We start from the raw sequence: 13474 nt of genomic DNA, 5'->3' as shown, positions 1-13474 counted from the left end.
AGCGCAATTGAAAGGTAGGAATATGGAGTTGAAAGCATTGCTGGCGGCGGTTGCTGCCGGAGCCCTGGCCACTGGCTGTGCGGCAACCGCTGCGGAAACCGGAACCGCCAGTGCTTCCTCTTCATCCTCGGATTCCACAAGCGCGCGTAACGGCGATGCCTTTCCGTCTACCTATGCGCCTTATCCCTCGCGGCCGACGATCATCACCGGTGTGACGATCTTTGATGGTGAGGGGGGCCGGATCGACAATGGCACGATCATGATGTCGGACGGCAAGATTGACGCGGTCGGGACCGACGCGGCCATGGCCACGGCAGATGCCGTTGTCATTGACGGCACCGGCAAATATGTGACGCCGGGCATTATCGATATTCACAGCCATCTGGGCGATTATCCGACCCCCAGCGTGGCCGCGCATAGCGACGGCAATGAAGTCACCTCGCCGGTGACGCCGGAAGTCTGGGCCGAGCATAGTGTCTGGCCGCAGGATCCAGGATTCTCCCGGGCGCTGGCCAATGGCGGCATCACCGCGCTGCAGATCCTGCCTGGCTCAGCCAATCTATTCGGCGGCCGGTCTGTGACGCTGAAGAACGTGCCGGCGCGCACCGTTCAGGCGATGAAATTTCCCGATGCGCCTTATGGCATGAAAATGGCCTGCGGAGAAAATCCCAAGCGGGTCTATGGCGGCCGCAATCGCAAACCGATGACGCGCATGGGCAGTCTGTCGCTGAACCGCCAGACCTGGATCAATGCCCAGGATTACCGCAAGAAAATGAAGGGCAGCAAACCGCCCAAGCGGGACCTGGCGATGGAAACGCTGGTCGGAGTGCTCGATGGCGACATTCTGGTCCACAACCATTGCTACCGTGCGGATGAGCTCAACCAGATCATCGATATGTCCAAGGAATTCGGCTATAAAGTCACCGCCTTCCATCACGCTGTGGAAAGCTACAAAATTGCCGATATTCTTGCCAAGGAAGAGATTTGTTCGGCGATCTGGGCGGACTGGTGGGGCTTCAAGATGGAAGCCTATGACGCGATCCCGGAAAATGCCGCGTTGCTGCAGCAGGCGGGCGCTTGCGTGGTCATCCATTCCGACGATGAAAACCAGATTCAGCGGCTCAATCAGGAAGCCGCCAAGGCCCAAAGTGATGGGCGCGCGATGGGCATCGAGATCAGCGATGCGACAGCCATTCAATGGATCACCTATAATCCGGCCAAGGCGATGGGCATTGCCGATCAGACCGGTAGCCTGAAGACCGGCAAAATGGCGGACGTTGTGTTGTGGAACGGCAATCCGCTCAGCGTCTACTCAAGACCGGACAAGGTCTGGGTCGATGGCGCCATGCTCTATGACAGCAGCGATCCGAAGCGCCGCCCGGTCAGTGATTTTGAACTCGGACAGCCCGGTGAAGGAGATGTGAAATGAAGCATTTGACCGCTCTCTGCGTCTCGGCGCTCGCGCTGATCGCAACACCCGCTGCTGCAGAAACCATCGCGATTACCGGCGGCAAGCTTGTCATCGGTGATGGCAGCGCGCCGATGGATGGCGCGACGGTTGTCGTTCGCAATGGCCGGATTGTCGCGGCTGGACAGAATGTCGCGGTCCCCGCCGATGCCCGCCAGATCGACGCCAGCGGAAAATGGGTGACGCCGGGTATCTTCGCCGGCTTCAGCCGGGTTGGCCTGGTCGAGGTTGGCGCGGTGCGCGCCACCAATGACACCAATGCCTCGGGCTCGGTCTTTTCGGCGGCGCTGGATGTGCAATATGCGGTCAATCCCTTCGCCGCTCCGATGGCGGTCAACCGCGCCGCAGGGGTCACCCGGGCGGTGGTTTCGCCGAGCACGGCGGATTCTATTTTCGGCGGCTATGGTGCGATTGTTGATCTCGGGCAGGACCGCAATCCGATCACCAAGGCCCGCGCATTTCAGTTTGTCGAGCTTGGGGAAACCGGCCATCGCCGGGCGGGCGGAAGCCGCGCCGCCGCGCATATCCTGTTCCGCTCGCTGCTCACGGAAGCGCGGACCTATGCGCGCAGTCCCGCCAGTTTTGATACAGACTTGCTCAAGGCAGCCGATGCCAAGGCACTGTTGCCAGTGATCAATGGCCAGACCAGACTGCTGGTGCATGTCGAAAGCGCCAATGACATTCTCAAGGTGCTTGATCTGCGCAAGGATTTTCCGGCGCTGAAGCTGGTGCTGGTCGGCGCGAGTGAGGGATGGCGCGTAGCCGATGCGATTGCGGCTGCCAAGGTTCCGGTGCTGGCCTCTGCGCTCAACGATTTGCCCTATACATTTGAAGCGTTGTCGGCGACCCAGTCGAATATCGGGCGCATGAAGCGTGCTGGCGTGGACGTTGCGATCGGCATGATCAATGACCGCGACGCGCATCAGCTGCGCTACTCTCCGCAATATGCCGGCAATCTGGTGGCCCTGGGCAAGGTCCCCGGTGCGTCGGGATTGACTTGGGATGAAGCTTTTGCAGCGATCAGCTCCAAGCCAGCAGAGATTATGGGCATGGGCGCGCAGCTCGGTTCGTTGAAAGCAGGGCGCCGGGGTGATGTGGTCATCTGGACCGGCGATCCGCTCGAGTTGTCGACACAGGTATCCACCGTGATTATCGACGGAGTTGAACAATCGCTGTCCAACCGCCAGGAACGGCTCCGCGAACGCTATCGCAATCCGACGCCCGGGGCTTTGCCAAAGGCGTATGACCGCTAGGGCTAGAGCCTGACCATCGCCATCATCGCGTCGCCATAGCGGGGCCCCGCGGTTCCGCCTACCGGAGCGGCTTTTTCGAGCTGATCCAGATCGGCGTCCACCAGATTGACATCGACCGCGGCCATGCTGTCTTCCAGCGTGGCGCGGCGCTTGGATCCCGGAATCGGTACCACGAAGTCTCCCTGGGCCATCAGCCAGGCCAGCGCGATTTGCGCCGGTGAGCAGCCATGCCGTTCAGCCACATCCTTGACCACGTCAACCAGCTTGAGATTCTGGTCAAAATTTTCTTCCGAATAGCGGGGATCGCGCAGGCGATAATCATCAGGATCAAGGTCATCGCGGCTGGTGATTTGGCCAGTCAGGAAACCGCGTCCGAGCGGACTATACGGCACGAAGCCGATATTGAGATCCTGGCAGAGCGGGAGAATCTCTTCCTCGATACTGCGTTCCCAGAGCGAATATTCCGATTGCAAGGCCGCGATCGGATGGGTGGCTTGGGCGCGTTTCAGCGTGTCGGCACCGGCCTCGGACAATCCGAGATAGCGGACCTTGCCTTCCTCGACCAGCCGCGCCATCGCGCCGACCGTCTCCTCGATCGGCACATCCGGATCAACCCGGTGCTGGTAAAACAGATCGATCACGTCAATGCCGAGCCGCTGGAGCGAGCCTTCGCAGGCGCGGCGGACATTTTCGGGAGAGGAATTGGTACCGATCTTGCCCGGATTGGACAGGTCAAATCCGAATTTGGTGGCGATGATCAGGCGTTCACGGCGACCCTTGATCGCCTGACCAAGCAGCTCCTCATTCTTGTAGGGGCCATAGACTTCGGCGGTATCGAAAAAGGTCACACCCAGTTCGATCGCACGATCGAGGGTGGCGAGGCTCTCAGTCATGTCGGCCTGTCCGTACATGCCGCTGCCAATGCCAAACATCGGCATGCAGCCAAGGCCGAGGGCAGATACTTCGAGTTCCTCGCCTAATTTGCGATATTTCATCGTGCTTCTCCGGCTAATTTTGCTCTGACTGGCGCTTCAGATATCCATATAGCTCGCGTTTGATCTCTGGTGCAAAGAGATAAAGGGCGATAACATTGGGTATCGAAGCCAGAAAGAAGGCGCTGTCGACAAGATCGATGACGGTTGCGATCTCCAGCAAGGCGCCCACCGGCAAGATACCGATATAGATGATCTTGTAGATCAGCGACCGGATCTTGCCCTTGCCGACCAGATATTCATAGGCTTGCAAGCCGTAATATCCAACGGAACACAGGGTGCTGTGAGCAAAGAGCAGCACCGCTATGGTGAGCAGCCAGGGCAGCCAGTCCGAAATCTGTGCAAAGGCGGTGGCGGTAATACGGATATCCTGATCCGCGCCTTGCCATGTGCCCGCCAGGACAATCGCGATGGCGCCAAGCGAACAGATAATCACGGTATCAAGCATCGGCTCCAGCAGCGCGACAATGCCTTCCGAGGCCGGGTCATGCGTGCGGGCCTGGCTGTGGGCGATGGCCGCTGTTCCGACGCCGGCTTCGGAAGAATAGACCGCTCGCTGCATGCCAACAATGAAAGCCCCGATCATGCCACCGGCGGCGGCTTCTCCGGAAAAGGCGTCGCTGACGATCAAGGCGATCGCTTCGGGTATCTGGGCAAAATTGACCGCGATAATGGCGAGAACGCCAAACAGGTAGACCAGCGCCATCAGCGGCACCATGATCGATGTAACCCGGCCGAGCCATTTGACGCCGCCAATCACCACCAGCCCGACAAAAAAGGCCATGATGACCCCGAAAGTGAGGTTGTTGTCGAACGTGGAGCGGAACCCCGACACTTCGCTGACCGTTGCGAGGCTCTGGTTCACCTGCACCATCGGAATGGCGATGAAGATGGTCAGCAGCGCATAGAGACCTCCGAGGAACAGCCCCAGTTTGGGCCAGCCTTTCTGTTTGAAGCCATTTTTCAGGCTGTACATCGGTCCGCCGCGCACCGCTCCGGACGGGTCGACTTCGCGAAACATCAGCGACAACGTGACTTCGACGCATTTCAGCGTCATGGCGAAAAAGCCGATGATGAACATCCAGAAGGCCGCGCCGGGACCGCCCGTGGCGATGGCGATCGCGACGCCCGCGATATTGCCCAGTCCGACGGTTCCGGAAAGCGCGGTGGTCAGCGCGGAAAACTGGGAAATGGTGCCCGGCGCACTGGGATCATCATAGCGGCCGCGGATAATCCGGAGCGACAGGGGCAGGGCGCGGATATTGATGAAGCCCATCCACAATGTGAACATGATCATCGGAACGGCCAGCCAGAGCACGATCCAAGGGATTTCAGCGCCGAAAAAGGGTATTTTTGAAAAAACCAGTGCCGCGACATTACCAATCTGCACACTCAAAAAATCTATCATCGACGCGTAATCCCCCTTGGACTTCACAGTGCCTAGTGTAAGGTTCTGCCGGAACCAAATTTTATTTCCTGAACGCGCTCGCGATATTTTTTGATCGGTAGGATATGACGAAGAAATTTTTTGGAACGGACGGCATTCGCGGGCGCACCAACACGCACCCGATGACCGCAGAAATCGCGATGAAAGTGGGGCAGGCCGCTGGCCGTCATTTCATGCGCGGGGATCACCGGCATCGGGTGGTGATTGGCAAGGATACCCGGCTTTCGGGCTATATGATGGAAAATGCGCTGGTCGCCGGCTTTACCAGCGTCGGCATGGATGTGGTGCAAGTTGGTCCGATGCCAACCCCCGCCGTGGCTTTGCTCGCCCGTTCGATGCGCGCAGATCTCGGCGTCATGATCTCGGCCAGCCACAATCCCTATGATGATAATGGTATCAAGCTGTTCGGGCCGGATGGATTCAAACTGTCGGACGCGGATGAGTTGAAGATTGAAAGCTATTTGTCCGAAGAAGTCCAACTGGCTCCGGCGGAAGATATTGGCCGGGCCAAACGGTTTGAAGATGCCAAGGGCCGCTACATTCACGCGGTGAAAATGTCGTTGCCCGATCATATCCGGCTGGACGGGCTCAAGATCGTTGTCGACTGTGCCAATGGCGCCGCTTACCAGGTCGCGCCCTCGGCCTTTTGGGAGCTGGGTGCAGAAGTGATCACCATCGGTGTCAATCCTGATGGCAAGAATATCAATCATAAATGCGGATCAACCGATGTCGCCGCGCTGCAGGAAACTGTTGTGGCCAGCGGTGCGCATGTCGGCATAGCCCTGGATGGCGATGCCGATCGGCTGATCGTGGTCGATGAAAAGGGCAAGATAGTCGACGGCGACCAGCTCATGGCGCTGATCGGGACAAGCTGGAGCCGCAACGGCCTGCTCCGCGGCGACGGCATTGTGGCTACGGTCATGTCCAATCTCGGTCTCGAACGCTATCTCACGTCGAAAAAACTCGATCTGGTCCGATCCAAGGTTGGCGATCGCTATGTTCTGGAAGAAATGAAAAAGGGTGGATTTAATGTCGGTGGCGAACAATCCGGCCACATGATCCTGCTCGATCATGGCACCACCGGCGACGGGACCGTCGCCGCGTTGCAGGTCATGGGCGAACTTGTGGAAAGCGGCCGGCCAGCAAGTGAATTGCTCCATTTGTTCGACCCGGTACCCCAATTGCTGAAGAATGTCCGCTATTCCAACGGCGCGCCTTTGGAAGACGCCCAGGTCCAGGCGGTGATCGCCGAGGCCGAGAAGGAATTGGACGGCGTCGGCCGTCTTGTTATTCGCCCGTCTGGCACCGAACCGCTGATCCGGGTGATGGCGGAAGGGGATAATAGCGATCAGGTCAACACGATCGTCGACCGGATTTGCGACGTGGTTGCAACGGTGGCGCGCTAATGCTCGAAATGCGCCCGGACTGTGAAAGCTGTGGCAAGGATTTGCCCGCATCCGAGCCGGGTGCGCTGATCTGTTCGTTCGAATGTACGTTCTGCATCGACTGCAACCGATCCAAGCATCACGATATTTGCCCCAATTGCGGCGGTAATCTGGTGGTCCGGCCCGTGCGATCGGCGGCCTTGCTGGAAAAATATCCAGCGTCAACAATCTCAAAATATAAAGGATAGGATAGCGATATGGGCAGTTTTTTCGCGATATTGGCGGCCATTGTGATCATGACCTTGTTCATTCCCGTCGCCATTGGCCTGGCGATCCGGCTGCTTGCGCCCGACTGGTTCCTGCAAAACCGCAAGGCGCTGATCCTCGGAATTGTGATCGCCGATTTCATTCTGTTTCTCGGCGTAGTCTGGCTGTTTTTCGGGTTTGCATGAGCTGTCCCCGTATTCTGGCGATCGCGGGTTCTGACAGTGGCGGCGGGGCCGGTATCCAGGCGGATATCCGGACAATCAGCCGTCTGGGCGGCCATGCGATGACCGCCGTGACGGCGATTACCGCGCAAAACAGTCTGGGGGTCTCGGCCGTGCAGGTCACGCCGCCGGAATTGCTCAAAGCCCAGATTGACGCGGTTTGCGATGATTTTGGTGTCGATGCGATCAAGATCGGCATGCTCGGATCACCGGAAAATGCCCGGGTGGTTGCTGCCTTTGTCGCTGACTGCAAGAATATCCCGATTGTTTTCGATCCGGTCATGGTGGCCACAAGTGGTGCGCGGCTGGCCGATGTCGAGACGATCTCGGCGTTCCGCGCGATTATCGACCACAGTATGGTTGTGACGCCCAATCTTGATGAGTTGGCAGAACTGGGTGGAGAAGAGGCCATTGCAGCTCTCGGGTCACTGTTCCTGATTAAGGGCGGTCATGGAGAAGGGGCGATCCTGACCGATCGTCTGGTCGGCGCGGATGGCGAGATCGCGCGCTGGGAAGGCGCGCGTATTGATACCAGGCACAGTCACGGCACCGGTTGTACATTGTCGTCCGCCATCGCGACCTATCTCGGGTCAGGCGATACGCTTGAAGATGCCATCGCGGCTGCGCGGGACTATGTCCGCGCGAGCCTGCAAGCCGCACCCGGCTATGGCGCAGGGCACGGACCAATGGGAATTCCCGCCCATGAGTGATCCGCAAGTTGCCGGTGTCGACGAAGCCGGCCGGGGGCCGCTCGCCGGGCCAGTGGTCGCAGCGGCAGTGATCCTGCCGGCCCATCATGGCATAGCGGGATTGGATGACAGCAAGAAACTGACAGCGAAAAAGCGCCAGAAACTTGAAGAAGAGATATTAGAAAAAACAATATATTCTATTGCTTTATGCAGTGAAGCGGAGATTGATTCTCTGAATATATTGCAGGCGACAATGCACGCCATGAGCCGGGCGGTCAATGGGTTAACCACGGTGCCGGGCCATGTGCTGGTGGATGGCAACCGGCTGCCGTCATGGCACTATTCAGCGGAGGCGGTCATCGGCGGTGACGCGATTCATCCCTGCATTTCAGCGGCTTCGATACTGGCAAAGGAATATCGCGACCGGATCATGATTGCCGCAGCCGAACGCTATCCCCACTATGGCTGGGAACGCAACAAGGGCTATGGCACCGCCGAACATATGGCGGCGTTGCACAAATATGGTCCCACGCCGCTCCACCGGACTAGCTTTGCGCCGATTGCGCAGCTGAATTTGCTGTAATCGCAATTAATTCAATTCCACGCGCAATCGAGTCCTTTGGGACACACCACTAGGGATTGAGTCCCTTGTCGACGCCAAGACTCCACATCTGGTGGCGGACTCGTTTCGTTCTCCCGGGCAAGCTCTTGTTAACCATAAAGATACGGCTTTAACCTAAGTTAACGGCCTTGACGGTTGGCGGCCGAGGACTCACCCTCAGCGCTTCAACAGACAAAAGGGCGAAGACATCATGGGTATTATCGAGCGCATTGACGCGCCCCAAGCAAAGGCAAAACCCAAGGCAAAACCAAAGGCAAAACCGGCGGTAAAGCCTGCGGACCTGCCATTGAACCAGATATTGAAAATGGACTGTGTCGAGGCGATGAAGTCGCTGCCCGACGAATCTGTCGACCTGATCTTTGCTGATCCTCCCTATAATCTGCAACTGGGCGGTGATCTCTACCGGCCTGAAGGCGGGCAAGTGGATGCGGTTGATGATGCGTGGGACCAATTTGACAGTTTTGCAATTTATGACTCTTTCACAAAGGCCTGGCTTAAGGAAGCACGCCGGATCCTCAAGCCCAATGGCTCGCTCTGGGTGATCGGAAGCTATCATAACATCTTCCGGGTCGGCGCTTCGCTGCAGGATCTTGGTTATTGGATCCTCAACGACATTATCTGGCGCAAGGCCAACCCGATGCCCAATTTCAAGGGCACCCGCTTCACCAACGCGCATGAAACGTTGATCTGGGCGTCGAAAAGCGAGAAGGCAAAATATACGTTCAACTATCGCGCGATGAAGACGTTCAACGACGAATTGCAGATGCGCAGCGATTGGGTGATGCCGATCTGCGGCGGCCAGGAACGGCTCAAGCGCAACGGCGTCAAGGCCCATCCCACCCAGAAACCGGAAGCTTTGCTGTATCGCGTCCTGCTGGCAACGACCAATAAGGGCGATGTCGTCCTCGATCCGTTCTTTGGGACCGGTACAACCGGCGCAGTAGCCAAGCGTCTTGGACGCAACTGGATCGGATGCGAGAAGGAGGATGACTATTGCGAGGTGGCGCTGGAGCGGATCGAAGCCGCGTTGCCGCTCGACGAGAGTTCTCTGAAAACCATGCAGTCTCCCAAGGCCAAGCCGCGGGTTGCTTTTGGGACCCTGGTGGAAACCGGCTATATCAAGCCGGGCACAACGCTGTTCGATAAAAAGCGCAAGATCAAGGCGGTCATTCGCGCGGACGGTTCACTGATCTGGGAAGGCCAGGAAGGGTCGATCCACAAGATCGGCGCGACCGTTCAGGATGCGCCGAGCTGCAATGGCTGGACCTACTGGTATTACAAGGACGCCAAGGGCCTCAAGCCGATTGACGATCTGCGTCAGACCTATTTGCTGGCGACGGAGCCCTAGAACGCGCCGTTTGTTGAGATAGCAGGAGGCTGCAATGGCCGGATCAAAAATCTATCTGAAGCCGTCAGGCTTTCTTGATCATCCACAATATCATGATGAAAAAAATCAGCAATTAAACAGCAGTTTGATTTGGTTTTCTCAGATTGAATATTGGATATTCAACGGCGACGGCCAGGCGGATCGCGGGCTGGTGCCGGTAGACCAATGGTCGGATTTTTGCGGCGGTCTGACGGGTGATCTGCAATCTCGCGCAGCGACGCAATATGACCATCTCCAGCGCCGTCACGACCCGCTAACCTGCGGCGACCGCATATTGCGTTTTGACCAGCCGCATGTGATGGGCATTCTCAACATGACGCCGGACAGCTTTTCCGATGGCGGCAAGCATGACGGCGATGAGCAACTGGCTGCGGACGCGGGTTTCGACATGGCGACAGCCGGGGCTTCGATCATCGATATCGGCGGAGAGTCGACACGGCCCGGCGCCGAAACGGTTTGGGAAGGTGATGAAATCAAGCGCGTCGTGCCGGTGATCGAGCGGCTGACCCAATGCGGCGCTGTTTTGTCGATCGACACCCGCAAGGCTGCCGTCATGGAGGCAGCGATTGCGGCGGGTGCCCATCTGATCAACGATGTTTCCGCCTTGCTGCACGACAAGCGCTCTCTGGAGGTCGCGGGCGTGTCTGGTCGGCCAGTGGTGTTGATGCATGCCCCTTCCAGTGGCAAAGATCCGCACAAGGGCGATGGCTATGGTCTGTCCGGCGGCAATGTCGTCACCGACACATTTGACTGGCTGGAACAGCGCATCGCAGATGTTGTCGCTGCCGGATTTGAGCGAGAAAAAATCATCGTCGATCCCGGGCTTGGCTTCGGCAAGTCGCTCGCCGACAATCTCGCGCTAATGAACAATATCGCGCTGTTTCACAGCCTCGGCCAGCCGCTGCTGATTGGCGCGAGCCGCAAGCGGATGATCGGCGCGCTGTCCAAGGAAGCACCGGTTGATCAACGGCTGGGGGGATCGATCGCTTTTGCCCATCATGCGGTGCAGCAAGGCGCGCAGATGATTCGGGTTCATGACGTGCCGGAAACAGTCCAGGCCGTGCAAGTCTGGCGCGGGATGCGCGACGCCGGAGTCACCGCGAAGGTCTGACGCAATAAACAGGGCTGCCCATGCCTGGCAATCTGCGCTAATCCTTTGCAATGGATCAAATGTCTTTTCTTTCTGATGATGGCGATGGAGCCATGATGTGGGCGCCGCAGCGCAAGGCCGGTCTCCAGCGCCTAACGCAATTTGCCCCCAAGGCTGGCCGCGCTTATGCGGGATCCCGCAATTTTGATTTCGGCCCGAGCAAGCGGGGCAATATCTCCGCCTTGTCTCCATGGCTGCGTCACCGCCTGGTTCTGGAAGAAGAGGTTCTGCGCGCCACCTTCGCAAAGCACAGCTATGCGGCGGCCGAGAAATTTGTCCAGGAAGTCTTCTGGCGGGGCTATTTCAAGGGCTGGCTGGAACATCGCCCGGAGGTTTGGCAACGCTATCGTACCGCGGTTGCGGAGCAGGTTGGTCAGCTGGAAGCCGACGCCGTTTTGGCTGACCGCTATCAGGCCGCGGTTGCGGGCCGCACCGGAATCGCCTGTTTTGATGCTTGGGCGGAAGAGCTCGTAACCAATGGCTATCTTCACAACCATGCGCGCATGTGGTTTGCCAGTATCTGGATCTATACCCTCCAGCTGCCCTGGGAACTGGGCGCCGACTTTTTCTATCGCCATTTGCTCGATGGTGACCCGGCTTCGAACACCTGTTCCTGGCGCTGGGTTGGCGGTCTGCATAGTGTCGGCAAAACCTACCTCGCCAGAGCCGACAATATCGCGCGCTATACCAATGCCCGCTTCCATCCGGCAGGACAGCTGGCGAGCGCAGCGCCGCCGCTGGGAGAGCCGCCCTTGGCCGCGCCTGATCTTAAATTGCCCGCCGATGCCGTCCTGGCTGCTGGTGACTATGGGTTGCTGGTGACCGAGGAAGACTGCGCACCGGAATCGCTGCCATTGTCGGCTCACCCCAAAGCGCTGCTGGGTTTGACCGATCCGACCGCGCGTTCGGTGTTGCCGCTCAGCCCGGTTGTTGCGAAATTTACACCACAGGCGGTCGCCGAGGCTGTTACGCGCGGAGGCATATATTTTCGTTGCGAAACCGTGTGTGATGACGGGACCGATTGGGGCGCTCTTATGGTTGATTGGGCAAAAGCAAAGGGGCTGCAAACCATCGTCGTGGCTCGACCACCGATCGGGCCCGTTGCGCGGCGTCTGCGCGAGGCATCAACCGCATTGGCAGCCCAAGATATTGCCCTGGTCACAGTCATGCGAGCCTATGATCGTACGGTCTGGCCGCATGCCCGGAAGGGATTTTTGCGCTCAAAAAGCAAATCCCCGCGATTCTGGCGGAATTGCAAATCGCGCACAGCTGACCGGGAAGATCCCTATTTGGCGCGGCGATAATCGTCGCCGCCAATCCACAAAACGCCATAGCGCCCGCCGCGTGCGCTGGCCTTGCGCGATGCGCTGTAAAAGACCGATGTGCGAACGGTTCTGCCATTATTGTAATTCAGCGTCAGCGTCGGGCCGTTGAGCGACCAGCGTCCGGCACTGCCGGATCGCGAGCCGCCGACACCGGCGCCCGAACTGGCGGATTTCTTGGTCGAATGGCTGAACCGGCCATCGCTGCGAAAATCAAACTGTTTGACCTGCGCGGTCAGGACGCCGCCGCCCATCGCCGTATTGCCGCCGCCGCCAATCGCCTGGAAGCGGCCGATGAGGGCGGATCGATTGGGCAAGGCACGGGGCGGACCAACAGTGGGACTCAGCTTGGAGCTTTTGCCATTACCCCATCGGACGTCAAACTTGCCGGCGGTCTTGCGCCATTGGCCGATATTGCCGGCGCTTTTGCGCCGGAGCGCGGACATATTGACAGAATCCACGGCATAGCCCCCGAACTTCGCTGCCGTCCCGTCGCTGTAAAGCGCAACCAGATTATAGACCGGATAAGCCGCCCCGCCGACACCATATTTATAGCTGAGATCAAACAGGATATTGCTCGGATGCTTGCCGCCGGTGGCGGGTTTGGCGACCGTTTGCGGCGTGGTTGTTCGCTTGGTATTTCGGGTGGATGCTGCGGGAGTTGCCGATGCAAGTTTGGCCATTTTTTGCGCGCTCGACTGCAGACGTTGGGCGAGACCCGGTTCTGTTTGCGGCGCGAGATGGGCCAGAACGAGGAAGGCACCATCGGCTTTGCGGACGCCAAAGACTTTCGCTTGCATCACGATATTGCGGTTCTCATAGATCGTGTCATGGATCGCAAGGGGACCTTGACGGCTGGCGGCGGACTGCACGATGCGGGTGCTTTTGCTGGACAGCCCGTCGGCAATGGTCTGCACGGTCAGCGCTGGATCGGTGACATTGTCGACCACGCGGAAGATCATCGCTTCGCGACCGGTTCCCGACCGGTAAACTGTGATGGCGCCATTTTCTGACCGCGCCCAGCCCGCTGGCGCCACTTGACCCGGATCCGCCCGCGCCGTCGCACTCAGACCCAGCGCCACGATCGCCGCCCCATACCAAAAACCCTGCGCCACAGACACCATCACCGCCTCCGCTTGTTTCGATGGATCGAACGTAACCGCTGCTCAATGAACCAGAGCCTAATGAATCATGCAAGCCTCGAGACCGCTGCCTCATTCACAACCGAATCCAGCGCGCATCCCATGAACTGGGGATGGCGGCGGCTGCCG

13 protein-coding genes are annotated in these 13474 nt (G+C 58.6%); 10 read left to right on the top strand and 3 right to left on the bottom strand.

The annotated features are described in order from the left end of the window. Positions 1-22: 22 nt before the first annotated feature. Positions 23-1429 (top strand): amidohydrolase, encoded by a 1407-nt coding sequence (locus tag ACZ1GS_RS10830; RefSeq protein ID WP_472695199.1) that lies wholly within the window; start codon positions 23-25, stop codon positions 1427-1429. Further along, positions 1426-2721 carry an amidohydrolase family protein gene (locus ACZ1GS_RS10825; RefSeq protein ID WP_472695198.1) on the top strand — a complete coding sequence of 432 codons (1296 nt, stop codon included), beginning with the start codon at positions 1426-1428 and terminating at the stop codon, positions 2719-2721. The genes ACZ1GS_RS10830 and ACZ1GS_RS10825 overlap by 4 nt, the downstream gene beginning before the upstream one ends. A gap of 2 nt (positions 2722-2723) precedes the next feature. Here the strand turns inward: ACZ1GS_RS10825 and ACZ1GS_RS10820 are convergent, their stop codons facing one another. Continuing rightward, the gene (locus ACZ1GS_RS10820; RefSeq protein WP_472695197.1) at positions 2724-3716 is read right to left on the bottom strand and encodes an aldo/keto reductase; all 993 of its coding nucleotides are present in this window, start codon (positions 3714-3716) and stop codon (positions 2724-2726) included. Positions 3717-3729: 13 nt separating this feature from the next. Further along, positions 3730-5121 (bottom strand): alanine/glycine:cation symporter family protein, encoded by a 1392-nt coding sequence (locus tag ACZ1GS_RS10815; RefSeq protein ID WP_472695196.1) that lies wholly within the window; start codon positions 5119-5121, stop codon positions 3730-3732. Positions 5122-5225: 104 nt separating this feature from the next. Between ACZ1GS_RS10815 and glmM the strand changes: the two genes are divergently transcribed. The 8 genes from glmM (at position 5226) to ACZ1GS_RS10775 (ending at position 12185) form a co-directional block, all read left to right on the top strand. After that, positions 5226-6566 (top strand): phosphoglucosamine mutase, encoded by a 1341-nt coding sequence (glmM, locus tag ACZ1GS_RS10810; RefSeq protein WP_472695195.1) that lies wholly within the window; start codon positions 5226-5228, stop codon positions 6564-6566. Continuing rightward, positions 6566-6793, top strand: coding sequence for a DUF1272 domain-containing protein (locus tag ACZ1GS_RS10805; RefSeq protein ID WP_472695194.1), 228 nt, complete (start codon positions 6566-6568; stop codon positions 6791-6793). The genes glmM and ACZ1GS_RS10805 overlap by 1 nt, the downstream gene beginning before the upstream one ends. 9 nt (positions 6794-6802) lie before the next feature. Beyond that, on the top strand, positions 6803-6997 hold the full coding sequence (locus ACZ1GS_RS10800) for a hypothetical protein (protein WP_472695193.1): 195 nt from the start codon (positions 6803-6805) through the stop codon (positions 6995-6997). Beyond that, the gene (gene thiD / locus ACZ1GS_RS10795) at positions 6994-7743 is read left to right on the top strand and encodes a bifunctional hydroxymethylpyrimidine kinase/phosphomethylpyrimidine kinase (protein ID WP_472695192.1); all 750 of its coding nucleotides are present in this window, start codon (positions 6994-6996) and stop codon (positions 7741-7743) included. The genes ACZ1GS_RS10800 and thiD overlap by 4 nt, the downstream gene beginning before the upstream one ends. Beyond that, positions 7736-8305, top strand: coding sequence for a ribonuclease HII (locus tag ACZ1GS_RS10790; RefSeq protein WP_472695191.1), 570 nt, complete (start codon positions 7736-7738; stop codon positions 8303-8305). The genes thiD and ACZ1GS_RS10790 overlap by 8 nt, the downstream gene beginning before the upstream one ends. Positions 8306-8534: 229 nt before the next feature. Further along, on the top strand, positions 8535-9692 hold the full coding sequence (locus ACZ1GS_RS10785) for a DNA methyltransferase (RefSeq protein WP_472695190.1): 1158 nt from the start codon (positions 8535-8537) through the stop codon (positions 9690-9692). Positions 9693-9726: 34 nt separating this feature from the next. After that, entirely contained in the window at positions 9727-10842 is a 1116-nt protein-coding gene (gene folP, locus ACZ1GS_RS10780) for a dihydropteroate synthase (RefSeq protein WP_472695189.1), read from the top strand. A 59-nt stretch (positions 10843-10901) separates the two neighbouring features. Further along, positions 10902-12185, top strand: a complete 1284-nt coding sequence (locus tag ACZ1GS_RS10775; RefSeq protein WP_472695188.1) for an FAD-binding domain-containing protein — start codon at positions 10902-10904, stop codon at positions 12183-12185. Here ACZ1GS_RS10775 and ACZ1GS_RS10770 read toward each other — a convergent pair. After that, a complete protein-coding gene (locus ACZ1GS_RS10770) occupies positions 12167-13327 on the bottom strand; it encodes a hypothetical protein (RefSeq protein WP_472695187.1) in 1161 nt (386 codons plus the stop codon). The two genes, ACZ1GS_RS10775 and ACZ1GS_RS10770, sit on opposite strands and share 19 nt — an antisense overlap. Positions 13328-13474 lie beyond the last annotated feature (147 nt).

The organism is Parasphingorhabdus sp. W113 (assembly GCF_055693205.1).
Note: the sequence above shows the minus strand (reverse complement) of the source record. Positions and strands in the feature narration are given on the sequence as shown.

Excerpts from the sequence above, each read along its gene's own strand:
- ACZ1GS_RS10830 (WP_472695199.1), top strand. The coding sequence starts at position 23 with ATGGAGTTGAAAGCATTGCTGGCGGCGGTTGCTGCCGGAGCCCTGGCC.
- ACZ1GS_RS10825 (WP_472695198.1), top strand. The coding sequence starts at position 1,426 with ATGAAGCATTTGACCGCTCTCTGCGTCTCGGCGCTCGCGCTGATCGCA.
- ACZ1GS_RS10820 (WP_472695197.1), bottom strand. The coding sequence starts at position 3,716 with ATGAAATATCGCAAATTAGGCGAGGAACTCGAAGTATCTGCCCTCGGC.
- ACZ1GS_RS10815 (WP_472695196.1), bottom strand. The coding sequence starts at position 5,121 with ATGATAGATTTTTTGAGTGTGCAGATTGGTAATGTCGCGGCACTGGTT.
- glmM (WP_472695195.1), top strand. The coding sequence starts at position 5,226 with ATGACGAAGAAATTTTTTGGAACGGACGGCATTCGCGGGCGCACCAAC.
- ACZ1GS_RS10805 (WP_472695194.1), top strand. The coding sequence starts at position 6,566 with ATGCTCGAAATGCGCCCGGACTGTGAAAGCTGTGGCAAGGATTTGCCC.
- ACZ1GS_RS10800 (WP_472695193.1), top strand. The coding sequence starts at position 6,803 with ATGGGCAGTTTTTTCGCGATATTGGCGGCCATTGTGATCATGACCTTG.
- thiD (WP_472695192.1), top strand. The coding sequence starts at position 6,994 with ATGAGCTGTCCCCGTATTCTGGCGATCGCGGGTTCTGACAGTGGCGGC.
- ACZ1GS_RS10790 (WP_472695191.1), top strand. The coding sequence starts at position 7,736 with ATGAGTGATCCGCAAGTTGCCGGTGTCGACGAAGCCGGCCGGGGGCCG.
- ACZ1GS_RS10785 (WP_472695190.1), top strand. The coding sequence starts at position 8,535 with ATGGGTATTATCGAGCGCATTGACGCGCCCCAAGCAAAGGCAAAACCC.
- folP (WP_472695189.1), top strand. The coding sequence starts at position 9,727 with ATGGCCGGATCAAAAATCTATCTGAAGCCGTCAGGCTTTCTTGATCAT.
- ACZ1GS_RS10775 (WP_472695188.1), top strand. The coding sequence starts at position 10,902 with ATGTCTTTTCTTTCTGATGATGGCGATGGAGCCATGATGTGGGCGCCG.
- ACZ1GS_RS10770 (WP_472695187.1), bottom strand. The coding sequence starts at position 13,327 with ATGGTGTCTGTGGCGCAGGGTTTTTGGTATGGGGCGGCGATCGTGGCG.